Raw genomic sequence first — 22055 nt, 5'->3', positions numbered from 1 at the left:
TCTCGGGGCGCTTGTTATTGATCCCAAATCAACAGCCGAATCGGCGTCGGGTTGTAGGCGTTGCAAGGGTTGTTTAGCTGTGGGCAATTGCTGATAAGGACCAGTGTCCGGCATAGCGATTTCAGCTCGACATAAGCACCCGGGGACGATACACCGTCTGCAAATTCAAGTCCGCCTTCCGGAGTTACCGGTACATTCATAAAAAAGTTCACATTCGGTGCGAGGTCTCGCTTCGAATAAGCTCCATCCCGTTTGGACAATTGCAGCATGAACGTATCCCGGCAATTGTGCATATGCAGCTTGTCGGGCGAATAGCGAACCGTATTGCTTTGAGCCGAGCACGAGCCTCCGAGCGTATCGTGACGCCCGCATGTATCGGCCACAATGGTAAGAAGCTCTTTGCCCGACTCCGCGCGCAACACGCTCCCCGCCGTCAAATAAATGTTGCCTTGACCGGCGATGGTCGATACGGCGCTATAGTGATCCTCCGGATGATCCGCATCGTAAAAGAGCGTATCCGCCGCCTGATTCCCTTCCAGATCGACAATCCGCAGCACTTGGCCCGGCAGCAGCTCCCTTGTCCATCCGTCTCCTGCCAGCACCGTTGTATCATAGATGGCCTCCTCCGCCTTGCGGGGACTTTCAACTCGATTAAATACAGCCATTGCAGCTCCTCCTTAACCATATTCGTTTGTGATTCGTCTCGATTTCCGAGTCAGTTACTTTCGCGGATACAGCGTGTAATACTCCCACGTATTCTCAAAGCAACGCCGGTTCTCCGGGCGGTAGTTTAAGCAAAAGTCCGATTCGTCCACAGGTGCCGACGAGCGAATATCAATTTGCACAGGCACGGACGGGTAGGCTGTTCTTGGATCCAACGGATTTGGAGTATTGGACAAAAGGATCAATGTGTCCATTTCGGTGCGCAATGTCACCGTCGATCCCTTGACGGCATGGTCAGTTACAAATCTCATATCTCCATGCTCATCGCAGTAAACCTTCGAGAACAGATTGACGACAGGCACCATGTCGCGCATACGCATTCCATTCCTGAATAACTCCACGGCAAAATTTTCTTGCCCGCTGCGAAGCCACTCATTACGAAGCTCCTGATATGTCGTCTCACCGTATTTGGCATCGGTAACCTGCCTCGTCGTGTAGCCGCTTATCGTATCGTGCCAGCCTAGCGAATCCTCGACGATACTAGCCAGGACACGGCCGTTATCGCTCATCAGCACATTGCCTCTCGTCAAATGGGCCGTATGCTGCGCCTTCAACGTATCCGGCATATTGTACCGTTCCGACGTGTCGTCAGCGTTATACAAGGCGAGCGAGACGTTCGCTCCCTTCTCCAAAGCGGTGAAACGAACCAGCTTGCCGCGACCTGCAACGGCTGACCATTTCCCGCCTGGACGAATGGTTATACTCCATAAGCTATTCATTGATTTACCCCTCCCAATGGTTGTTTTGCGGCTGTTATCCTTAACAGTGCTTAAAAAAGATAAAATAAAAAGGAGATACCAACAGACATTACGTCTGAATGATATCTCCCAGGATTTTAGCCGTCCGTGTCGCTCCCCTTGAATCCTTGTACGTTAGACTCTCAAGAAACGGTTTACCCTCGGACCAGACCTGACATGAATGACTGTCAGCGGAACCCTAGTAAACTAAATATTCAATTTATGTCACTTAATATAACATCTACTTCATTGAAATGCAACTGATTTGTTATGTTTTATAACAAAAAAATATAAATTATCGCCTGAAACGGCTTAACATGCGCTTAAATCCCCTGTTCCGGGCTATTGAAGCGCTCCTTTTCGCATAACGAATCCAAAATGGAATATGGTATCATGGATTAAAGCAGGTAACCTGACATGAGAGTTATAGTTAAAAATGAGGCTTTGGACAGGGTAACAGCGCGTTTACAGCACTTCAATTCAGGTAACACTAGGCAAAGACTGGAAGCGTGTAGAAAACGCCGGGATTGGAGGCTGCAATGATAGAAAAAGGTAAAATCTCCTCATTGCAGATGGGGATGCTAATGTTCCTTATGATCGGAGCGACGTCGACTCTTATCGTCCCTGCGATTACTGCGCAGCAGGCGGAGCGCGATATGTGGATATCGCCTATTTGGGGCTCCATTAGCGGATTTGTTGTTATCTCTGTGTCGTGGATATTGAACCGGTGGTATCCTCAATACACTGTCATTCAATACAGCATATCCATATTGGGACGTTATTTCGGCAGGCTCGGAGGCTTGCTCATCCTTTACTTCCTTATTCACGGAAATGCGCTAATAACTCGGGAGTACGGTGAATTTATCGTCAGCTCTTTCTTATTACGAACTCCCAGCATAATTATTATGACAAGTCTCATTATTGTATGTGCCATAGCGGTTCGATGCGGCCTCGAGGCCATAGCCCGTGCGACACAAATCTTTTTACCTTTTATTTTATTGATCTTTTTGGGCATCATTATCTTGCTGATTCCGGATTTGAAGCCGTACCGGATGTTTCCGATTATGGAGAACGGCATCATGCCTTCGATCATAGGCTCCGTACTGCCGCATACCTGGTTTATGGAGTTCTTTCTTATTTCGTTTCTTTACCCCTATGTATCGGATCGGAGCAAGACGCTGAAATGGGGCTTTCTATCGGTTCTGGGTATGATGGTAATGATGGTCATAACCAATATCTCAAGTCTGTTTCTGTTCGGAAACTTAACCGGCTCCTTTCACTTTCCCGTATTCGAAGCGGCATCCTACATCAGCTTTGCCAATTTCATTGAACATATGGACGCCATAGTGATGGTCATTTGGGTGCTCGGGGGCTTTGTCCAAATCTCCTTATGGTACTATGCGCTGGCACTCGGGACAGCTCAATGGCTGAACCTAAACGACTATCGTCCGCTCGTTTATCCATTAGGGCTTGTTATCATTGTGACCAGTATTTGGGTTACTCCCAACTTAAACGAGCTGATTCATTTTTTCACGATAGACTCTCCTTTTTATTCGTTAGCCATCCTTATTCTTTATCCTGTAGGATTAATGGTTATTTCCATGATCCGCCGGAAAATGAGCAATGCATGAGCTTTTGCTTTTGCTGTGACGACATGTGCTTTATACGACTACTGCTTCTCTGACTGTGATCATGCGGACATGAGATCCTTTATCTGGTTGAAAACGTACATTTTCATTGAAAAACCCCTTGTCGGCGACAAGGGGCTTGGCTGTTGAGAGAAAACGTCATCAGTGGTTACATTTTTACTTGGCCAGCGTAGTCTGCTGTCCGATGGCTCTTCGTTTCGACTCGGAGAAGACTCCGAACACTCGGCAAGCCAAATAAAAAGCGGCAGTGGAAGCGCCGGCTAACACTGCCAGCATAATAAACGAATGGCGGAAACCTAATTGAGCCGCAATAATGCCTCCGAACATGCCTCCAATAATTTTGCCCGCGCTAAGCTGGATCACGGAATTCAGCATTTGACCGGTAGCCTTCAGCTCTTTCACTACATTCCGGTTCACATATTCTGCGAGACACATATAGAACATGATATAGGTGCCTCCGTGCAATACCCAGCTTAAAATATAAGTAAACGGCGTTAGAGCAAAGCCATACAAGCACCAGCGCAAAGTGTGAATCAATCCTGAAAAAAGCAATATGTTCCGGATACCGAAACGGTCATACACCTTTTGAAAGAAAATCATAAAAGGAAACTGCGTGAACGATCCGATCGCAAGACCGATTCCGATCACTTCCAAGCTGATTCCCTGCTCCTTGCTGTAAATCGCCTGAAAAGACCACAAAAATCCCATCGTTGTCGAAAGGATCAGCGTGTAGCCGTATAGGAGGATCAGAGGCTTGCTTTTGAGCATTTCCGTCATCTTGACCTTGTTCTTGCCGCTCTGATGCCCGGCCACCTTCGGAATTCCCAAAGCGATAAGGAAGCAGACGAGCATGATAAAGGATGTAACCATAAAGATCGAATCCAGATGTCTTGCGAACAACCATCCTGCAACAATGGAAATGATGGCGTAGCCTACCGAGCCGAATGTCCGGATGGTGGAGAAACGGACGATTCCTTTCGAGGACAGCTCCAATGTAATCGCGTCGCTGAGCGGATTGATGGCGATCTGGAACAAGCTGAACAAGGCCATCGCAACCAGCAGCGGCCAGAACAGCGTCCCTGCCCACGGTACCAGCCATACCGTTAATCCGGCGAACAGCGTACAGATCGTTAGCACACGGTTTTTCGTCTTAGATCTGTCCCCCGCCAGTCCCCATAAAGGCTGTGCGATCAATCCTACAACAGCACCGATAGACGTAAGGATTCCGATTTCCGTATGACCGATCCCCTGCTCCGTAAAATATACACCGATGTAAGAAGAGAACGATCCGGTGCTCATGTAAATAAAGGCATAGAAGATAGCTAAAATAATGACATTTTTATTTTGCATAAGCTTGGCCCGTCTTTCTTTATGTACTAAGTTTTAGATTACTCTCTACATTATAATCCACCTTGTCCCAAAATGGGGAAAAACCTTTTGCTGGCATGATGCAAATGCCGGAAAGGACTCCCTGCCGTCGGGCAGTATTGCGATTTTACAATAAAAAAACCGCATAAAGCTGCAATGGCGCAGCTCTATACGGAGTAAGCAGAAGGTGTTCTACACATTAGCTTAGTATTACCCGTTGTTCCATGAGTTATACTCTATTGCGTTCGTTGTTGTAATGCTGCCGCTTGTCGTCTTCCGGCTCCCCGATAAAATCTTCCTGGATGCGATCCATCATTTCCGCGACCGCATTGCTGATCATATCCGTCGAAGCACAATCCTCCTGATCAGCCGGAGTCGTTATGCCTCCCGCCGTATTCGTCGTTTCGTTATAGATGTCCTCTGGTTTTGTCACTGTTCGCCCCTCCTTCAATGCATTATTTTCTATATTTTGCCTTGGAGAACGGATCCTTATGCAGCCTTCCGCCTATCCGCCATGAAGCGATCAAAATGCGATCTTCACAGAGCTTCTACGATTTTGTTATCTATTGGAGATGAAACAGTGAATTGTCGGATCCATATTCGCTTGCCGGATCGCGACCTGCGAACGAATTGTTGTCTGGCTCTGAACGATTAACAGGATCAGCTGTTTACAGATGAGCTGTCCATAGCGGGTGTCTTTGTCCCTGTCAGCACTTCATCGGAAGGCAGCAGGATAGCCAACAGCCCGAGCAGCGGCAGGAAGGCGCTGACTCGAATGACTGTCTCCAGGCCGGCCGAATCGGCCAAATAACCGAGCAATGCGGAGCCAATACCTCCGAGACCAAATGCAAGTCCGAAGAACAATCCTGCGATCGTACCGACTTTTCCCGGCAGCAGCTCCTGAGCGTACACTACGATAACAGAGAATCCCGACAGCAGGATGAGGCCTATACAAACGCACAAGACCATGGACCAGAATGGATTGGCAAACGGCAATGCGATGGAGAAAGGCGCCGTTCCCAAGATCGAAAACCAGATCGTATTGCGCCTGCCGAAACGATCGGCAAGTGGACCTCCCATAAAGGTTCCTGCCATACCGGCTATGAGAAGAGCGAACAAATAATATTGAGCGGTTTGAACGGTCATCTGGAATTTATCCATCAAGTAAAACGCATAGTAGCCGGTCATGCTGGCCATATAAACGAATTTGGAGAACAGCATGAAAATCAGTACACCCATCGCCACAGCGACCGCTCCGCGCGACAGCCTGCTCTCGGTTCGGACAGCTCCGGCCGTTTTGTCCCGTTTGGTTGTATGTAGGTGATTCCCATACCAGCGGGAGATGGACATTTGGACGGCAATAGCCGTTATGGCAGCAACCGAAAACCAGAGAATGCTTTTTTGCCCCAACGGTATAAAAATAAGCGCAGCCAGGACAGGAGCAATGGCCTGACCGGTATTGCCGCCTAGCTGAAACAACGATTGCGCGAAGCCTTTACGCGTACCGCCGGCCAAATGAGCTACACGTGACGATTCCGGATGTAGTACGGCCGATCCGATGCCTACCAAAACAACACATAGCAGCAGCAGCCCGTACGAGGATGCGAAAGCAAGTCCGACGATGCCGGCTAATGTAAATCCCATCCCGACGGGTAGCAGATAAGGTTTAGGACGAGAATCCGTATACCATCCAATAGCAGGCTGTATGATGGAGGCGGTCATGTTCAGAGTGAAGCCTATCCAGCCGATCTGAGCGAATGTTAAGTGCAGAGAATCGCGCAATACCGGGAACATGGCCGGAATGACGGATTGTATGGCATCATTCAACAAATGCACGATGCTGATAGCGAATAATACGGAATAAATGGTGGATGCAGGTTGACGCATTACAGCTTGATGGTTCATGATTTCTCCACTCCTATCGATAAAATACAGCATATTGATCCTATCATCTGATGTTTAAATATAAAAAACATAGATACTGTTCCTATCTGTTACAAAATCACAATAATACATCTTATCATCAGACGTTTATTCTTAAAAAAATATTATTTATCTCCCATATGCTGCTGCAGCTCCAGCTTCGTCCCGTCCAAATGCTGAATGCTGTACATTTCCGCTGCATGGGGATCACGGTCTCGTATCGCCTCATATATTTTTTCGTGCTGAAGCGAATATTGATTTTTGGGCTCCGGATCGTTCATCAGGTTTTCCAGCGCTTGCCGTATGACGTCGGTAAACGTCCGATACAAATCCATGAGAACCGCATTTTTCGTTGCAGCCACTACAGCAATGTGATAAGCGATATCCGCGTCCAGATAGTCACTCATCTTGCCGTCTGCAAGCGCGTGCTGTCTGCGATCCAGAAGCTCCCGCATCGTGCGCAAGTCATCATCGTCCCGGCGAAGCGCAGCCAATCGGGCCGCCTCAAGCTCCATCATGCGGCGAACCTCGTATACTTCCAGAATTTCCGCACGGCGCAGCCGATAGTCGAGCGGCTCTTTCATCGTCTTCTGCTCGCAGACGAAGGTGCCGTGTCCTTGCTTTTTCTCAAGCAAGCCTGCATGCACAAGCACGCGCACCGCTTCTCGAATCGTCGAGCGGCCTACTCCGAATTGATTCATAAGCTCCGGCTCCGTCGGAATTTGCATCCCTGGACCAAGCTCTCCGAGCGAAATTTTCTTCTGCAGCTGTTCGACCACATCGTCGACGATTTGCTTGCGTTTCACCGTTTGAAACGACAGCGATCCTTTATTCATCTGATCATCTCCTGTTCATTATCTTAGTACGGATTGCGAATCAGAACAATTGGAACGTATGTTCTATAACGAGTCCATGACATAGTAAAGAAGACTGCAAGAAAGCAGCCCTCCCCGCTGCAAATGTCCAAGAGCTTATAGAGGGTCGATCTGAACAGCCGCTTGCTTCCCGCTAAGCTGGATTTTCGTAAGGGGACGGCCGTCCGGAGCAAGCTCTTTGATCAGTAATTCCAGAAGCTCCTTAGCCCTTGTCCCTTCTTTCCCCTGAATCTTCACCACAAGCAAGACGCTATCTCCCGAGTTGAGAATCCGCTCGGCCTGCTGTTTTTTCGTATCGAGATCGTGGTCCTCTATATGTGGAGTCAGCCTGATTTCCTTTACCCTAGACTCCTTGTTCTCCTTCTTGCGGGCTTGTTGGGCTTCCTGCTTCGCTGCTCCCGCTCCTATCAATTTGCACGGCGGCGGACTGCTCATTAACGAAGTGCAGACCAAATCGACCTTCAGCTTCTTGGCGAGAGCCAGCGCTTCCGATGTAGCGACTACTCCCAAATCTTCCCCATGAATCCCGGTAAGCTGGACTTCGGAGGCTTTAATTTTTTCATTCATGATCATTGTGATTCCACCTGAACTTTCGTTATAATGAAACCTATATTACAGCCCAGAAGGAGATTTATCAATGAACCGTAAAGAGATAGAGGAACAAATCATACAAAACTACCGGCAGGAAGAGCAGATGATGATTCTTGTCTTCGCCCAATGGTGCATTAATAACGATCTGGATCCCGCCGCAATATATTTGCGCGCACACCCGGATCAGGCTGAGAACCCGGCATTGCAGCAAGCCATTGAATTGACGGTTTCGAAGGATGAAGCGGGCGAAATTGCGGACGAAATGATTCTGAATGTATTGTCCTTATTCGGAAATGAGGATTTAGCCTTTGTCGTTACCGAGGAAATTGCGAAAAGAAAGGCAACCGAGCGTAAGTCGTAAAGACTTGCGCTTTTTTTCCGGCTTTCAGTTTAAAGCTTTCTGTTCGCGGCTCAGTCAAAGCCTAACAAAGTTGTATTATTTTCTCAGCTTCATGTACACAAGCTTGCCCATGGTGAACAAAGCCATTCCGGCGATGAACAGCAGCACGAGCTCCCATATACCGTTTAAAGATCCGGTCGTATACCCGAAGGAAACTTGGCTTTGCAGCTGCCCAGCGGTTTCATATTGCTTGACGACATCAGGCACATAAGTCATCGTCAAATACATGCCGATCCCTATCTGAACCGCAAAATACATCACAAGAACGCAGACGCCAAAGACCGCTGCTTGAATAACCGTTCTTTTCACATCAACCCACCTCGTTTACTAGCATCCTTTCATTGGAATCCCACCCCAACGGAGCAAAAATCCCATTCATTGGTAGCATTCGCCAATTACTTGGGAAAGTCCTTTTTTATCACGTTTTTGTCAGCGCAAAAAGGCTGCTTCCGCAGCCCCTTCCTTCCAGATTCGTTTACCGAATCGGCTTTTTATCCATTTTTCAGTTGAGGCGACGAGCCTCCCTGATTCTCCAGCTTTTCGATTTGTGCGCATATTTCGTGCTGCCAATCGGTATCGTTCGTCATGGACGCCGCGAGCGAGAGGTTATACAGCCCGGCTAATTTTCGCGCATAAATGGCATTGTAATGAAGGCATGCCGACAATTCGGATTGCTCGTCTTCCGTCAGCCCTCTTGTTTTCTGTAGCGTCCAAAGCTCAGCCATTCTCCAATGTACGGATAGCAATGTAACATCCTCCTGACTTCACCGGTAATACGTATTATTATGGGCAACGCCCCTTCCGTTTAGACACGCTCGACTGGATCCTCGACAAATTGGCGGCAACCTTTTCTTCAAAAGCTTCGTCTAAAGGTTAAACAGAGATCAACAGATCAAGGAATGGAGTGAACATCATGATGGGCTTCACCAAGAAACATATTGTACTTTCCGCCTTTGCAGCTATACTTGCCTTATCTCTAACTGCATGCAGCGCTTCAGGAGAGAGTGCGGCTCCACCTAAACAGGACGCTACTCCGGCGCCGACACCTACACCGACTCCTACGCCTACGCCCAGCGCTTCGCCCACACCGGTTCCGACACCGCCGCCGACTTCCTCCACAGGGAACAACGGTGCAACTGCTCCGCCGAAAGGCCCATCGCAACAGGATGAGGCGCTCGCTTACGTGAAACAAATCATGGAGCAAGCCAAGAAGGGCAAGGTGCCGGGAAGTGATTTTGCAGCGCATACAAGCCTGATTGACGACGTGGAGAAAAGCTGGGGAAAAGCAGACACCACCGAGTCCGCAGGCAAAGGAATCTACTCAACTTACGATAAACATAAAGCGGCATTCGGCTTCAATAAAGGCAGCAAAATCTTCGATGTGCGGTCCTACGACTCCAAGCTTCACTCGTTATCGCTGTCTGAGATCAAATCGGCTCTGGGCAACCCTTCCGATACGATTCCTAACAAAACCGAAACCATCTATGTTTACAAAGCCGGCGAGCAGTTTGAACTGAAGTTTATCATCCCTGAATCCAGCGGCAAAGTAGACCATATCTCCGTCTTCAGCCCGAAGGATTCCATCAATAACATGGCAGGATAACACCTGTCCCCGCTAAAATAACTCCGCAAAGTGGAGCTTTGGCTTCGAAGTCAATCAGATACTTTGCGGGGAGCTCCGATTATAAATTCTATATACGTAAAAAAAACGACTCCATTTCTGCAATGGGGTCGTCTTCGTATTTCTATTTCTTAGCTTCAAGCCATGCAGCTACAGCTGCGATTTCTTCTTCTTTCAGTTTGCTTTTCATTCCAGGCATACCGCCGCCGCCATCGGCAATCTGTTTGGCGATTTGATCTTTATTCATTCTTGCGCCGATCTTCTGCAGGTTCTTCTTCTCGCTTCCTTTGCCATCCAGCGTATCGCCATGACAGGCGATGCAGTTTTGCTTCACGATAGCCTCGGCATTGATAGCCGTAGCTGCAGGCGTAGGCGTTGGTGTAGCCGATGGAGACGGGGATGGGGACGGAGTAGCGGTTGCAGCAGGAGTAGGATTAGGCTTGCTTGCTTCATTGGATGTTTTGGCTCCGCAGGCCGACAAGATTAGAGCAGTAGACAGAATCGCTGCCACAGCAACAGAACGAACTTTTACCATCAAGGTAACCTCCTAAAGTTAGTGTTTATGTACTTTGAATCATACGAATTTGGATTCTGCTCGCCAATTATCCCCCTCCACTCAACTATGCAATATTGACAAAAATGAGCAAAACGCCCACACTACAGATTGTAGTGTGGGCGTTTTCGGAAGTCAAGAAAAATCTGTCAAATTCGAAGTAATAGCCATCCAGATGTATTCGATATCGATCCTTGTACTCCTGCCAGACGAATCGAATCTTTTTTATCCGCGTGAGTCGACGTGAGCGTCAGGAGCCTTATCCGCAACAAGATTCAAGACGACGTTGTGCTCCAACAGAGCCTTCAGCCCGCATAACACAATCGTGAAGCCTTCCGTTGAATCTGTAGCTTGCTTTAAGACGTCATCCCCGTCATCTTCAAACCCGTTGTTGATGATTGTGACGAACGTTTCGTTCTCCCCTCTCGGAGTAAAGGTCCACTCGACAGTAGTCCCCCAATCGATGACAATTCGCTTATTCTCTTCCACTTCCAAAACATTCACATCGGCAGCAGCACCATACATTTCCCATTCCCACCGGACACGTTTACCCGCTTCCAATCTGCCGCTGCTTTTGGTGAACCAAAACTTGGTCGTAATCGCGGGATCGATAAAAGCCCGAAATACCTCTTCCACCGGTCTTCTAATCAGCATTTCTACCTTAACCATGGGATTTTGATTCAGGATTGACATCATGTATACTCCTTTCATCGTATGAGGCTTTAGACGTTTCTATTATAGAACAATCGTTCGCATAGAGCAAACGACCAAGTCTGCCTCCTCAGCTCTCCCTATACCACAACAAAAACAAACCCTCGGCTTCATAAGCCAAGGGTTCGTATGCGTTATCCTGATGGTCGTAAGCTCTTGTTGTTAAGCTTAGCCCAAGAAAGCCGACAGCATCCACGTATGCTTCTCCAACGACGAGTATATCGCTAGGAACATGTCGCCTGTTGTCTGGTCGCCTTCTTGTTCCGCCAGCTCCATGCCTTCCTTCAGCTCAGCCAGCACCTGCTCGAAATCTTTGACGGTCGCAGAAACCATGGCGTTCGCATCTTCGTTTCCAACCGCTTCCTCGATAGAAGCGATCTGCAGCGCTTGCTTCATCGTCGCAACCGGCAGACCTCTTAGTGTCAACACCCGCTCCGCCAAGTTGTCGATATGAAGGGCGGCTTCATTGTAGAGCTCTTCAAATTTCAGATGCAGCGTGAAAAATTGATTTCCTTTTACATACCAATGATAGTTATGCAATTTGATGTACAGGACAGTCCAGTTCGCGATTTGTTTGTTCAGTGCCGTTACTAATGGTTGAGTTTGAGTCATTGTCATTCACCTCTTATTTTATATTTAAACTAAATCTAAATTTGATAGACAAATCATACCATTCTCCCCTGGCAGCTGCATGAAGATTCGATGAAGATTTCATTAAGATCTGATGAATGGGCATCAAAAAAATCCGCCTCGATTCGCAGTGATAACAGCACTGCAAACCAGGTGGACTTTCCCTTCTTTCGCATTGTTTATCGATAAGCCGCTTCCATCAAACCTTTGATGTACCCTACTCCAAACAGGCGGCCCAGCGTCTCGTATCCAGGATTCTCATTGCTCTCCCCGTCCATCGTCGGCACATGATCCGGACGCGCGGGTCCGTTGAAGCCGCATTCGGCATAAGCAACCATAGCTTCGTACATATCGGTTTTGCCGTCGTCGTGAAACGTCTCTTCGAATAATTCGGCCGTGCCCCGTACATCCCGGAAATGAACGAAGAACAGCTTGTTCTGCTTCGCAAACCGGCGTATCGTTGCTGGGATGTCGTCACCCGCAGCGGCCAGCGTGCCTTGGCATAAGGTGATGCCGCTATACTCGCTTGGCACAAGATCGATGGCACGCTGCAGCGCATCGGCACTGGTAAGTATGCGGGATACGCCGCGGATAGGAGAGATCGGGGGGTCGTCTGGGTGAAGCGCAAGCTTCACCTTCGCTTCCTCCGCTACCGGTACGATGGCTTCCAGGTAATATTGTAAATTTTCCCACAGCTGCTCCTCACTGATCGGCGCATTTTCCGTAAAGGGCGCATCCTTCATCAAGGAGTGATTATAGCTTGATACAAGCGCCCCGCCCCGGGTCAGCTTCGTCGTTGACGTTCGGAACCAGTTGAATTCAGCCATAAAGTCATAGCACCAGACGGGGATGCCGACCTTGCCCATGTTGCGGATCAGCTGCTGGATGACCGCTATTTCTTCGTCGCGGCCCGGCAACCCCAGCTTAATTTTGTTGGCAGGAGGACGCGATTCAATAACTTCCACCTCAATGCCGAAGTTCTCAAATCGCTGCTTCATATGCAGAAGATTCATGAAATCCCACGGCTTATATCCATTTTCTTCCTTAGGAAGACCGGCTACTGCGTAATTAACACCCATTTGCTTCGATAACGTCCACAATCGCGACTTGTGAGTTCCCAGCATTTCCGCCAACTTCATGACGAATCTCCTCCGGTTCTGTTATTTTTTCTTATGTGGTAAAAATAACAAACGGATGAGCCGCTGTACATGTGACATTTTTACGGATATCGTTTGATTTTTTACAATGCTTTCCTATAGTGATTCGTTATCCGCTGGCTTGACCATTGCGCTCTGACCCCGGCGGCTATTGCGTTGACCAAACTTATAGGTTGCTATGATGGCGGCTGCTCCAGCCAGAGCGAGCAAGCTGCCAGCCAAATAAGTTGGCTGAGGTCCAAGCTGAACCATGGCATATCCTCCTGTTGAGCTGCCGATGATTCCCCCAAGACCGCCGAACGTAACGGCAAAGGCCGCTTGACCGGAAGCCCTAAGCTCGGCAGGCACGATACGGGACAAATATTGGATCGAGGATACGAGGAATAACGGGAACGTCAAGCTGTGCAGCAGCTGGGCGGCTATCAGAACCCCAGGGCTCTCCGCAAAGCTGTATATCATCCATCGGAGCGAATACGCGAATGCGGCAATGACTAGAATGCCTAATTCGTTCCATTTTCTCATGATTTTACTTATAAACATAAACACGGGGACCGTACTGAACGTAGCCACAAGCCAAGCCATCCCAAGCTGCGTATCCGTCGCTCCCAAACGGTGAAGATAAATAGCTAGCATACTATCGTTCATCCGGTGAGGGATTCCGACCATTAGCACAAGAAGCAGAAACCATAATAGCTTGGGTTTAACGAACAATTTCCCCAGGTTCGACAAGTTCACCGCGGACGCAGCGGACTTCGAGTTTGGCAGCAAAAGAGTAGCCGCACCCGCTACGCACACGGCCAACGCATAGATACCGCCTAGATGGTGAATCCCGATGCGGTCAATAACGATGCCCAGAAGAAGCGAAGACATTCCCACCCCTACTTCTCCCCACAGCCGTATTTGCCCGAAGCTTTTTTGGTGTTGGCTCGCATAGGCAATACACAGCGTTTCGGCCAGCGGTCCGGTTGCACTGTGAAAACAGGAAAACAGCGCATAAAAAAATAGGATGGCGAAAAACGATGTCGCCGAAAAAAATCCTAAGCTCACCGAGAAAGCGCAGATAAGCAGCACGAGCAGGATCGGCTTGACGGTTTTGTTCTTATCGCTGATAAATCCCCAGGCAGGCTGGGCTATCATGGCCACCAATGAGCCTACGGCCAGAAGATTGCCGATTTGACCGGAATCGAGGCCATTGCTTTGGAGATACGGAGGCAGAAAAAATCCCATTATGCTATAAGTGGAAAACAGAAAATACATAAACAAGCTCATTCGAACCATGATTGTCTCCCTACTCCCTTTTGCTCTATGCCTCTTCAGCACAGACTCTATTTTGGGTCATCCCCCATCTCCTGATTACAAACTACTCGTATCCCGATACCGCGCATAGGCGGCATTTTTATGATTATGTTCGTTTTTTTGGGGAGATAGAGCGGTTGCTAAAAAAATTAAACAAAATCATAAATTTACGGCATCGAATCCGTTCCAGCTTCCTCGGTATGATGAGTGTGTGCCTTAGTTTACGTTCATGACCTATTGCGAAAGGAGGAACTGCATTGAGATTGCAGCAAAAGATCGTTTTCGTTACGGATGCGGACAGCCCGACAGGATCGGCAATGATCCGCCGTTTTGCGGATGAGGGTGCTCATTTTATTTTAAACAGCCTGTCGGATGGCAGTGCCATTGCATCGGAGCTGGCTTACTGTGAATCCGTTCAAGCCAAAGCGATGGTCGTTACGGCTGACCTTTGGCGAGGCTCCGAAGTCGCTTCCGTGTTAGCTGAAGCAGAGCGGAAGATCGGAACCGTAGATGTTCTTATTCATAACAATAACAAGGTCCTGCCAGCCAGTGTCGAAGCATGCGACGAAGACACGTTTACGAATGTCATGAATTATAATGCCAAATCCGCGTTCCTGTGCACTCAAGCCGTCGGAAAGCAAATGTGCGCCAAACAAAGCGGCAAAATCGTGTATATCAGCTCCATTCATGCCGAGAAACCGACCGGCTCCTCCTTTGTGTACAGCGTTTCCCGAAGCTCACTGAAGATGCTGGCCCGGGAAGCGGCGCTCGAGCTCGGCCGTTACAACATCAATGTCAATACGATAGAGGTCGGTCCGATTGCCGGAGATAACGAAACGTTCAAGAGCGGTTTGTCTACCCTGTATGAAGATTATACGTACAAAGTGCCCCGCGCAGAATTAGGAACACCGGATGATATAGCGAACTGTGCGCTCTTCCTGGCAACGGATGAATCCCGCTTCATCAACGGTGCGGATATTCGGTTGGACGGCGGATTCGTGCTGCATTACATGAATCACAAAATGAAGAAGCCGTCAAGCTGACTCTGGAAAAGGGGTGATGACACTGAGTCTTGCAGGAAAAGTAGCGTTGGTTACAGGATCGGGAACCGGAATCGGACAAGGCACAGCGGTAGAGCTGGCCAAACGCGGTGTCAGAGTAGCGATTAACTGCAATTCCAAAGACGGCGATGCCGCTGGCCTGGAGACCATGCAGCGCATCAAGGACGTCGGCGGCGAATCTATCATCGTAAAAGCGGACGTTTCCCAAAAGCATGAAATCGATCGTATGGTCCGGGAAGCGGCAGAACATTTCGGCGGAATCGATATTCTCGTCAATAATGCAGCTCTGCAGCTTAATTATACGCTGTTTCAGCATGATGACGATACGTATGATCAAGAGATGAATATCAATTTGAAGGGCTATTGGCAGTGCATTCAAGCCGTCGTTCCTTACATGAAGGCGAAGCGGTTCGGGAGAATTATCAATATCTGCTCCGTACACGGGAAAAGACCGACCGACTTCGATACCGTCTACTCGATGACCAAGGGAGGCGTCAAAATGCTCGTCAGGGAAAGCGCCATCGAGCTTGCCCAATACGGCATAACCGTCAATTCCATTGAACCGGGTGCAATTCGGGTACGTCCAATCAGCCATTCGGAGGAAGAAGAACGCAAGCGGATAGCTCTTAAGTTCCCATTGGGCAGAACAGGAAGGCCTTATGATATCGGTAATTTGATTTGTTACATCGCCTCGGACGAGGCGGAATTTTTGTCCGGAGCTTCCATCCGTATGGATGGAGCCAGCATGCTGCTATGATGTCAAATTTTACGATACAGGAGGTTCTCTTATGATCAATCAAGAAACCTACGAAAGCACGCTAGCCCATGTCAACACGAATTCCAAGCCTTCGGAGCTTCGCATTACGGATATTCGTTTTGCGGATATTGCCGGAGCTCCCATGCATTGCAGCCTGATCAAGGTATACACCAACCAAGGCTTAGTCGGGTTCGGCGAAGTACGGGACGGAGCGGATAAATTGTACGCCCAGCAGCTCAAGAGCCGCCTTATCGGCGAAAATCCGTGCAATATCGATAAGCTGTTCCGTCGCATCAAGCAGTTCGGCGGCCATGCCCGGCAAGGCGGCGGGGTCAGCGGGATTGAGATCGCGTTGTGGGACCTTGCCGGCAAAGCTTACCACATTCCCATCTACCAGATGCTGGGAGGCAAATTCCGCGATACCATTCGGATGTATTGCGACACGGATGTCGACGGCAAAAATACCGGCCTTGCCATGGGCCAGGCGTTAAAGAAACGGATGGACAAAGGCTTTACCTTCCTAAAAATGGACCTGGGCCTCGGTATCCTTGCCAATGAGCCGGGAACGGTAAGCGCCCCTCTGGGATTTATGGAGGAAATGAGAGCTGTTTCCCGCCAATGGCATAACCGGAAACAAGCCAATTTGTCGGAGCTGGAGCTCCGCCAGCTGCGCAGCCGCTTGTATGACCTGCAAAATATCGCCCATCCGTTTACGGGCATCCACATTACGGAGAAAGGGCTTGACGTGCTTGAGCAGTATGTTGCCGATGTGCGTTCCGTTGTCGGAGACGAAGTGCCGATCGCGATTGACCATTTCGGACACATAGGCGTCGAGGATTGCATTAAGCTCGGCCGGAGAATTGATAAGTACAACCTGGCTTGGATGGAAGACATGATTCCATGGCAGTACACCGAGCAATATGTCCGGCTGGCCAACTCGGTCACTACACCGATATGTACCGGAGAAGACATTTATTTGAAAGAAAACTTCAGACCCCTGATCCAATCGGGCGGCGTATCGGTAATTCATCCCGATGTTCTAACCACCGGCGGCATCCTCGAAACGAAAAAAATTGGGGATCTGGCTCAGGAGCACGGCGTCGCCATGGCGATTCATATGGCCGAGAGCCCGATCGCCTGCCTGGCAGCGGTTCATGCTGCCGCTGCTACGGAGAACTTCCTCGCGTTGGAATTCCACTCCAACGATGTGGATTGGTGGGACGACATTATTATCAGCAAGCTGCCGAAGCCGCTGCTGCAACACGGCTTCATCGCCGTTCCGGATGCGCCTGGACTCGGCATTGAGGAGCTGAACGATGAAGTTATCGCACAGCATCTTCATCCGGATATTCCAGGACATTGGGATGAGACGGAATCGTGGAACCACTATTTTGGTAACGACAGGCTGTGGAGCTAAATGAAGAGATTATCCGAGGATGCCGGGCAATAAATAAAACAGCGGCTATTTGGCCGCTGTTTTTATTGCGTTTTTTTGCTCCGTAAGCAAAAATTAATGACTTATGAAAAAGACGCCGATGAATCGGCGTCCTTTTTACATGTATTTTCTTATCCCGCTACGCTTTACTTCTTACCGCTCACTTTGGCCGCCGTCTCTTTTCCCATCGAATCGATTTTCTTGAAAGCATCCTCCAGCGATTGCTGGCCGTACACAACGGCATCCATCTCCGCCTGGTAAGCCTGAACCCATTCCGACCAGCCCGTGGGAGCAGGATAGAACGGAAGCGCCTTCGGCAGCGATTTGTCCAACAGCTCCTTGGCGAGTACATCCTTCTTCTCCAATGTCGGCTCGAGCTCTTTGTAGATCGATTCGCTTATCGGAATGCCGCGAGTAAGCCCGAGCGTTTTGCCAGCCTCCTTGTCGGTAATGAACCATTTGACGAACTCCTTGGCCGCCTGCTTGTTTTTGGAATTGGCGCTGACACTGAGGAAAATAGTCGACTGCGCCCATCCGCCTCCCGTAGGCCCTATCGGATACGAAGCCACGCCTACTTTTCCGGGCATTAACTGCTCAAGCACGCTGACGGAGCCGACCGTCGCACCTCTCGTCATGACCGTGCCGGAAGCCATCGGATCGGCCTTCGGATCATTTTCTACAAAGGCTTTCGAAACTTCGATTGGCGGTACTATGCCATCCTTGCGTAAATCTTTATACAAGTTCTGATACCGAAACCAGACGTCCTTGTCGAGCTGGAACGTTTTCCCGTCGGTCAGCATCGGTCCTTTGCCTTGGGCAATTTGATAATACTGATAGAAGGTCCAGTCGGATGAGGAATCGGCTATCCCGTATTTATTTTTGGGCAGCTTCGCCCTAGCGTCTTTGGCGAACTTGAAATAGTCGTCCCACGTCCAGTCCTTGGCTGGGAGAGGGATTCCAGCAGCCTCCAGCTCCGCTTTGTTATAGGCAAAGCCTTGACCGTTATGGCTTAACGGGATCCCGTACAGCTTGCCGTTGATTTTTAAATAGTCAACAATTTTCGGATCGACGACCCCTTTCAAGTCAATATCGGACAAGTCCTCCAGCGTCCCTCTGCCCGCATAATCTTGAATGTAAGCTCCGTCCATTTGCAATACGTCCGTCATCGTCTTCGAAGCCGCCAAGGTCGTCAGCTTGCTCCAATACCCTTCCCATGCCAAATATTCCGGCTTAAACTTCACATTGGTATGCTGCTGCGAGTAAATATCGAGCGCCTTCAAGGTAGCCTGGTGTCGCGCGTCGGCACCCCACCACATGATGCTTAAGCTTGTCTGTCCGTTCGGATTGGTATCCGTTGGCTTCGCTCCGCTTCCGTTACACCCTGCCAGGACCAGCAATGCGCTTAGAGATACCATAGACACAGAACCTGCTTTAAAGAGCTTTCTTCGACCGTTCATACCTGTTACTCCCCTTTCAAATGGAAAGTTGATTCAGCCTTTCAGGCCTGTTGTCGCTATCCCTTCCACGAAATGCTTTTGCGCGAGGAAAAATACGATGACGGAAGGAACGATGGACAGCAGCGACATCGCAAGCAGCTGCCCCCACTGAATTTCAAACTGATCGACGAACATCCGGAGCGCCAACCCGACGGTGTATTTATCAATGGAGCTTAAATAGAGCATTTGCCCGAAGAAGTCGTCCCAGCTCCAAATGAACGTGAAGATGGCTACAGTAATCAATGAAGGCTTAAGCAGCGGAAAAATAATCCGGATAAAGATGCCGTATACGGAGGCTCCGTCCATCTTGGCCGCTTCGTCCAGCTCTCTCGGTATTCCCCGGATGAATTGTACCAGCAGGAAGATGAAGAAGGCTCCCCCGCCGAAGAAGTGCGGCAAGATTAAAGGGATATAGCTGTCTACCAAGCCGAATTTGTTATACAGAATGTATTGCGGTACCATCGTCACCTGACCCGGCAGCATCATCGTCATTAGAAGGATTGTGAACAGCAGGGAACGGAATTTGAACTGAAGCCGGGCAAAGCCGTAAGCTACGACGGAGCTGCTCAATACGGCGCCGATTACACTCCAGAACTCCATCATCAGCGTATTGGCAAAAAAATGGGTGAAGGTGTACTCGGACGAAAAGCTCCAGCCCTTGATATAATTGTCCCAGATGGGTGTTTCGGGCCAAATGCTCGGCAGCCTCATTTCCTCGTTTTTCTTCAAGGACGCTCCCACCCACCAGATGACCGGATACATCATGAGGAGCGATATGGCGGACAGCATAACGTGCTTGCTTATAGAAGCTACGCGCAGGCGGGACGTATTCATTTGGCCTTCCCCCCTTCCGATTCGTAGAATACCCAGTACCGGGAAGCAAAGAAATTGATCGCCGTCAGGACGCCGATGATAGCGAGCAGGATCCACGCCAAGGCGGACGCGTAGCCCATCTGGTAATGCTTGAACGCTTTTTCAAATAAGAACAGCGCATACACATAGGTTGAATTGACAGGACCGCCCTTCGTAATGACAAAAGCGGAGGTGAACATTTGGAAGGAGCCTATAATCCCAAGCACAAGATTGAAAAACATTACCGGGGACAGCATCGGCAGCGTGATGCGGAAAAATTGCTTCACCTTGCCTGCTCCGTCGACAGATGCAGATTCGTACAGCTCTTGAGGAATTTGCTTTAACCCTGCCAAGAAAATAACCATAGTGGAGCCGAACTGCCATGCACTCAATAAAATCAGCGTACCTAGCGATGTGTTAGGGTTCGTGATCCACCCTACTCCTTGAATGCCAAACCAGCTCAACACCTGATTGATGTAGCCGTCCAGGCCGAACATGTTTCTCCACAGCACCGATACGGCGATGCTGCCCCCAATTAGCGACGGAAAATAGATCGCAGTCCGGTAAATACTCATTCCCCTGATGCTCTGTTTTAAAACAATCGCGACCATTAGGGAACAGAACAGCTTGATCGGCACCGAGAATAACACGAAGGTGAACGTAACGGCTAACGATTTGCGGAATAGCTGATCCTTCATAAAGATGTTGGCATAATTGTCCGCTCCGATCCAGACAGGCTCATCCAGCAAGGAATATTCCGTAAACGATAAGTAGAGCGATTGGGCAATCGGCCATGCCGTGAGCAGCAGAAAACCAGCTAACCAAGGCGAAATAAACAGATACCCTGCGAGATTGGTTTCGGAAGCGTTCTTGATTCTCTTCGAGGAAAGCTGCTGACTTGTAATCGATGTCTCGTTCTTATTTGCAATAGATATCGGATCCGCCATGAACTGCCAGACCTCCTTTCATTATCTTGCATGAACATGGTGTGTAATCACCTGTGCTTATAAAAGTAACAAAAGCGCTTTCAATTGCACAGGAGAGGAATTTATGAATTTGTTTGATTTTTTTCAGAACCGAGTCGCACATGCCGGAAGCATACTTCCACCTTCTTTCGAGGTGTGAAAATATTACGAATTTGCTGAAAATATCTTAAATTCGTCGCATCGACAAACCGGGCAATGTCCTTAACAATAGACATAGGAAATCAATCCTATACCCATCGGAAAGAGTGAGGTGCTTAGCATGAAATTCGATAATCCGGAAGATATCGTTCAATTAACCCCGTTATGGACAGGGGAGCGATTCCCGAACGGCCGGCCGAAAGTATCGGACGATGTTCTTCGCCGCATGAGAAAAATTACGCTGGAAGAGGCATGGGGCCCTCTGTGGAACCGGGGATATACGAATCAGTTTGAAGGCGATTTCAAAATCATTCATCCTGAGAAAACCATGGTTGGACGCGCGGTTACCGCCGTCATGATGCCCAGACGGCCGGATTTGCACGAGACGCTCCTTACCTATGGTCATGAACAGGAAGGCCGAAAAGGCTTTTTCAATCAATGGGTAATCGATTCGCTCGGTGAAGACGACGTTGTGGTCGTTGATATGTACGACAAAATTTACCAGGGCACCTATGTAGGCGGGAATCTGTCGACGGCGATTTCTACCCGCACGAAACGAGGCGGCGCCGTAATTTGGGGCGGTATACGGGATAATCAGCAGGTTGTGCAGATTGAAAATATCAACGTCTACTTCCGCGGAAGTGATCCTACTGCGATCGGGGATTGCACGATGATCAGCATGAACGCCCCGACACGAATCGGACGTGCCGTGTGCTTGCCGGGAGATATCGTTCTCGGTACTCCTTCCGGCGTCATCTTCATCCCGCCGCATTTGGCGGAGCTTACCGTTGTGCAGGCGGAGAAATCTCAGGTTCGGGATGTGTTCGGCTTCGTTCGTTTGAAGGAAGGAGTTTATACCACCGCGCAGATCGATTCGTCGTGGACGGTAGCTCTGTGGTCGGATTTCCTGAACTGGTTCAACCAATCGGACGATGCAGCGGAGTACCGTCATTTAACGTGGGATAGAGAGCTGGAAGAAGCCCGCAAAATCGATGCGAACGGATCTAACGACGTACGTTTGTAAATGGCCGCAGGGACGCTTTTCATGCCGGGGAACAGCTTGCTCCTCGAATCCTGAAAAGCAGTCCCTTTTTTT

At 49.2% G+C, this 22055-nt stretch carries 24 protein-coding genes and 1 riboswitch; of the genes, 7 read left to right on the top strand and 17 right to left on the bottom strand.

Annotated elements, in window-relative coordinates:
- Positions 1-14 precede the first annotated feature (14 nt).
- Positions 15-665: an urea amidolyase associated protein UAAP2 gene (locus ACFQ88_RS03685; RefSeq protein ID WP_379451989.1), complete on the bottom strand. Its 651-nt coding sequence runs from the start codon at positions 663-665 to the stop codon at positions 15-17.
- 54 nt (positions 666-719) lie between these two features.
- Complete coding sequence (locus ACFQ88_RS03680; RefSeq protein WP_379451987.1) at positions 720-1442, bottom strand: urea amidolyase associated protein UAAP1; 723 nt, start codon at positions 1440-1442, stop codon at positions 720-722.
- 103 nt (positions 1443-1545) lie between these two features.
- A riboswitch (guanidine-I (ykkC/yxkD leader) is annotated at positions 1546-1674 on the bottom strand.
- Between the two features lie 325 nt (positions 1675-1999).
- Between ACFQ88_RS03680 and ACFQ88_RS03675 the strand changes: the two genes are divergently transcribed.
- The gene (locus ACFQ88_RS03675; RefSeq protein WP_379451985.1) at positions 2000-3091 is read left to right on the top strand and encodes a GerAB/ArcD/ProY family transporter; all 1092 of its coding nucleotides are present in this window, start codon (positions 2000-2002) and stop codon (positions 3089-3091) included.
- 174 nt (positions 3092-3265) lie between these two features.
- Here ACFQ88_RS03675 and ACFQ88_RS03670 read toward each other — a convergent pair whose 3' ends face one another.
- From ACFQ88_RS03670 to infC, 5 genes are all read right to left on the bottom strand, one after another.
- A complete protein-coding gene (locus ACFQ88_RS03670; RefSeq protein ID WP_239635077.1) occupies positions 3266-4459 on the bottom strand; it encodes an MFS transporter in 1194 nt (397 codons plus the stop codon).
- A 247-nt stretch (positions 4460-4706) separates the two neighbouring features.
- Positions 4707-4910 carry a hypothetical protein gene (locus tag ACFQ88_RS03665; RefSeq protein WP_239635076.1) on the bottom strand — a complete coding sequence of 68 codons (204 nt, stop codon included), beginning with the start codon at positions 4908-4910 and terminating at the stop codon, positions 4707-4709.
- 227 nt (positions 4911-5137) lie between these two features.
- Complete coding sequence (locus ACFQ88_RS03660; protein WP_379451982.1) at positions 5138-6382, bottom strand: MFS transporter; 1245 nt, start codon at positions 6380-6382, stop codon at positions 5138-5140.
- A gap of 143 nt (positions 6383-6525) precedes the next feature.
- On the bottom strand, positions 6526-7236 hold the full coding sequence (locus ACFQ88_RS03655) for a FadR/GntR family transcriptional regulator (protein WP_379451980.1): 711 nt from the start codon (positions 7234-7236) through the stop codon (positions 6526-6528).
- 135 nt (positions 7237-7371) lie between these two features.
- Positions 7372-7848 carry a translation initiation factor IF-3 gene (gene infC / locus ACFQ88_RS03650; protein WP_379451978.1) on the bottom strand — a complete coding sequence of 159 codons (477 nt, stop codon included), beginning with the start codon at positions 7846-7848 and terminating at the stop codon, positions 7372-7374.
- A 64-nt stretch (positions 7849-7912) separates the two neighbouring features.
- On the opposite strand from infC, the gene ACFQ88_RS03645 reads away from it, so the two are divergent.
- Positions 7913-8227 carry a hypothetical protein gene (locus ACFQ88_RS03645; RefSeq protein WP_379451976.1) on the top strand — a complete coding sequence of 105 codons (315 nt, stop codon included), beginning with the start codon at positions 7913-7915 and terminating at the stop codon, positions 8225-8227.
- 75 nt (positions 8228-8302) lie between these two features.
- On the opposite strand, the gene ACFQ88_RS03640 is transcribed toward ACFQ88_RS03645, so the two are convergent.
- A complete protein-coding gene (locus ACFQ88_RS03640) occupies positions 8303-8575 on the bottom strand; it encodes a hypothetical protein (RefSeq protein ID WP_379451974.1) in 273 nt (90 codons plus the stop codon).
- A 182-nt stretch (positions 8576-8757) separates the two neighbouring features.
- A complete protein-coding gene (locus ACFQ88_RS03635) occupies positions 8758-9012 on the bottom strand; it encodes a DUF7667 family protein (RefSeq protein WP_239635070.1) in 255 nt (84 codons plus the stop codon).
- 167 nt (positions 9013-9179) lie between these two features.
- On the opposite strand from ACFQ88_RS03635, the gene ACFQ88_RS03630 reads away from it, so the two are divergent.
- On the top strand, positions 9180-9869 hold the full coding sequence (locus ACFQ88_RS03630; protein WP_379451972.1) for a YjgB family protein: 690 nt from the start codon (positions 9180-9182) through the stop codon (positions 9867-9869).
- 142 nt (positions 9870-10011) lie between these two features.
- On the opposite strand, the gene ACFQ88_RS03625 is transcribed toward ACFQ88_RS03630, so the two are convergent.
- The 5 genes from ACFQ88_RS03625 to ACFQ88_RS03605 all read right to left on the bottom strand — a co-directional run bounded on the left by ACFQ88_RS03625 (position 10012) and on the right by ACFQ88_RS03605 (position 14216).
- Positions 10012-10422, bottom strand: a complete 411-nt coding sequence (locus ACFQ88_RS03625; RefSeq protein WP_239635068.1) for a c-type cytochrome — start codon at positions 10420-10422, stop codon at positions 10012-10014.
- A 243-nt stretch (positions 10423-10665) separates the two neighbouring features.
- The gene (locus ACFQ88_RS03620) at positions 10666-11133 is read right to left on the bottom strand and encodes an SRPBCC family protein (RefSeq protein ID WP_379451969.1); all 468 of its coding nucleotides are present in this window, start codon (positions 11131-11133) and stop codon (positions 10666-10668) included.
- A 186-nt stretch (positions 11134-11319) separates the two neighbouring features.
- Positions 11320-11763: a Dps family protein gene (locus ACFQ88_RS03615; protein WP_239635067.1), complete on the bottom strand. Its 444-nt coding sequence runs from the start codon at positions 11761-11763 to the stop codon at positions 11320-11322.
- Positions 11764-11960: 197 nt separating this feature from the next.
- On the bottom strand, positions 11961-12920 hold the full coding sequence (locus ACFQ88_RS03610) for a mannonate dehydratase (protein WP_239635066.1): 960 nt from the start codon (positions 12918-12920) through the stop codon (positions 11961-11963).
- A gap of 114 nt (positions 12921-13034) precedes the next feature.
- Positions 13035-14216: an MFS transporter gene (locus tag ACFQ88_RS03605; protein WP_379451966.1), complete on the bottom strand. Its 1182-nt coding sequence runs from the start codon at positions 14214-14216 to the stop codon at positions 13035-13037.
- A gap of 275 nt (positions 14217-14491) precedes the next feature.
- On the opposite strand from ACFQ88_RS03605, the gene ACFQ88_RS03600 reads away from it, so the two are divergent.
- From ACFQ88_RS03600 to ACFQ88_RS03590, 3 genes are read left to right on the top strand one after another with little or no spacing between them, the layout of a single operon-like run.
- Positions 14492-15277, top strand: a complete 786-nt coding sequence (locus tag ACFQ88_RS03600) for an SDR family NAD(P)-dependent oxidoreductase (protein WP_379451964.1) — start codon at positions 14492-14494, stop codon at positions 15275-15277.
- Between the two features lie 16 nt (positions 15278-15293).
- Positions 15294-16052 (top strand): SDR family NAD(P)-dependent oxidoreductase, encoded by a 759-nt coding sequence (locus ACFQ88_RS03595; protein WP_239635063.1) that lies wholly within the window; start codon positions 15294-15296, stop codon positions 16050-16052.
- A gap of 31 nt (positions 16053-16083) precedes the next feature.
- Positions 16084-17469 (top strand): mandelate racemase/muconate lactonizing enzyme family protein, encoded by a 1386-nt coding sequence (locus tag ACFQ88_RS03590; RefSeq protein ID WP_239635062.1) that lies wholly within the window; start codon positions 16084-16086, stop codon positions 17467-17469.
- Positions 17470-17633: 164 nt separating this feature from the next.
- Here the strand turns inward: ACFQ88_RS03590 and ACFQ88_RS03585 are convergent, their stop codons facing one another.
- From ACFQ88_RS03585 to ACFQ88_RS03575, 3 genes are read right to left on the bottom strand one after another with little or no spacing between them, the layout of a single operon-like run.
- Positions 17634-18944: an ABC transporter substrate-binding protein gene (locus ACFQ88_RS03585; protein ID WP_379451961.1), complete on the bottom strand. Its 1311-nt coding sequence runs from the start codon at positions 18942-18944 to the stop codon at positions 17634-17636.
- Between the two features lie 33 nt (positions 18945-18977).
- A complete protein-coding gene (locus ACFQ88_RS03580; RefSeq protein WP_239635060.1) occupies positions 18978-19817 on the bottom strand; it encodes a carbohydrate ABC transporter permease in 840 nt (279 codons plus the stop codon).
- A complete protein-coding gene (locus ACFQ88_RS03575; protein WP_239635059.1) occupies positions 19814-20782 on the bottom strand; it encodes a carbohydrate ABC transporter permease in 969 nt (322 codons plus the stop codon). Before ACFQ88_RS03575 ends, ACFQ88_RS03580 begins: the two co-directional genes overlap by 4 nt.
- Before the next feature lie 298 nt (positions 20783-21080).
- On the opposite strand from ACFQ88_RS03575, the gene ACFQ88_RS03570 reads away from it, so the two are divergent.
- Complete coding sequence (locus tag ACFQ88_RS03570) at positions 21081-21983, top strand: RraA family protein (protein ID WP_379451958.1); 903 nt, start codon at positions 21081-21083, stop codon at positions 21981-21983.
- Positions 21984-22055: the final 72 nt, after the last annotated feature.

Source organism: Paenibacillus sp. NPDC056579, assembly GCF_042793215.1.
Taxonomy (GTDB): Bacteria; Bacillota; Bacilli; order Paenibacillales; family NBRC-103111; genus Paenibacillus_S.
Note: the sequence above shows the minus strand (reverse complement) of the source record. Positions and strands in the feature narration are given on the sequence as shown.

Coding starts and splice junctions, on each gene's coding strand:
- ACFQ88_RS03675 (WP_379451985.1), top strand. CDS start 2,000: ATGATAGAAAAAGGTAAAATCTCCTCATTGCAGATGGGGATGCTAATG.
- ACFQ88_RS03585 (WP_379451961.1), bottom strand. CDS start 18,944: ATGAACGGTCGAAGAAAGCTCTTTAAAGCAGGTTCTGTGTCTATGGTA.
- ACFQ88_RS03630 (WP_379451972.1), top strand. CDS start 9,180: ATGATGGGCTTCACCAAGAAACATATTGTACTTTCCGCCTTTGCAGCT.
- ACFQ88_RS03680 (WP_379451987.1), bottom strand. CDS start 1,442: ATGAATAGCTTATGGAGTATAACCATTCGTCCAGGCGGGAAATGGTCA.
- infC (WP_379451978.1), bottom strand. CDS start 7,848: ATGATCATGAATGAAAAAATTAAAGCCTCCGAAGTCCAGCTTACCGGG.
- ACFQ88_RS03625 (WP_239635068.1), bottom strand. CDS start 10,422: ATGGTAAAAGTTCGTTCTGTTGCTGTGGCAGCGATTCTGTCTACTGCT.
- ACFQ88_RS03610 (WP_239635066.1), bottom strand. CDS start 12,920: ATGAAGTTGGCGGAAATGCTGGGAACTCACAAGTCGCGATTGTGGACG.
- ACFQ88_RS03685 (WP_379451989.1), bottom strand. CDS start 665: ATGGCTGTATTTAATCGAGTTGAAAGTCCCCGCAAGGCGGAGGAGGCC.
- ACFQ88_RS03580 (WP_239635060.1), bottom strand. CDS start 19,817: ATGAATACGTCCCGCCTGCGCGTAGCTTCTATAAGCAAGCACGTTATG.
- ACFQ88_RS03645 (WP_379451976.1), top strand. CDS start 7,913: ATGAACCGTAAAGAGATAGAGGAACAAATCATACAAAACTACCGGCAG.
- ACFQ88_RS03590 (WP_239635062.1), top strand. CDS start 16,084: ATGATCAATCAAGAAACCTACGAAAGCACGCTAGCCCATGTCAACACG.
- ACFQ88_RS03595 (WP_239635063.1), top strand. CDS start 15,294: ATGACACTGAGTCTTGCAGGAAAAGTAGCGTTGGTTACAGGATCGGGA.
- ACFQ88_RS03655 (WP_379451980.1), bottom strand. CDS start 7,236: ATGAATAAAGGATCGCTGTCGTTTCAAACGGTGAAACGCAAGCAAATC.
- ACFQ88_RS03615 (WP_239635067.1), bottom strand. CDS start 11,763: ATGACTCAAACTCAACCATTAGTAACGGCACTGAACAAACAAATCGCG.
- ACFQ88_RS03660 (WP_379451982.1), bottom strand. CDS start 6,382: ATGAACCATCAAGCTGTAATGCGTCAACCTGCATCCACCATTTATTCC.
- ACFQ88_RS03575 (WP_239635059.1), bottom strand. CDS start 20,782: ATGGCGGATCCGATATCTATTGCAAATAAGAACGAGACATCGATTACA.
- ACFQ88_RS03620 (WP_379451969.1), bottom strand. CDS start 11,133: ATGTCAATCCTGAATCAAAATCCCATGGTTAAGGTAGAAATGCTGATT.
- ACFQ88_RS03670 (WP_239635077.1), bottom strand. CDS start 4,459: ATGCAAAATAAAAATGTCATTATTTTAGCTATCTTCTATGCCTTTATT.
- ACFQ88_RS03605 (WP_379451966.1), bottom strand. CDS start 14,216: ATGGTTCGAATGAGCTTGTTTATGTATTTTCTGTTTTCCACTTATAGC.
- ACFQ88_RS03570 (WP_379451958.1), top strand. CDS start 21,081: ATGAAATTCGATAATCCGGAAGATATCGTTCAATTAACCCCGTTATGG.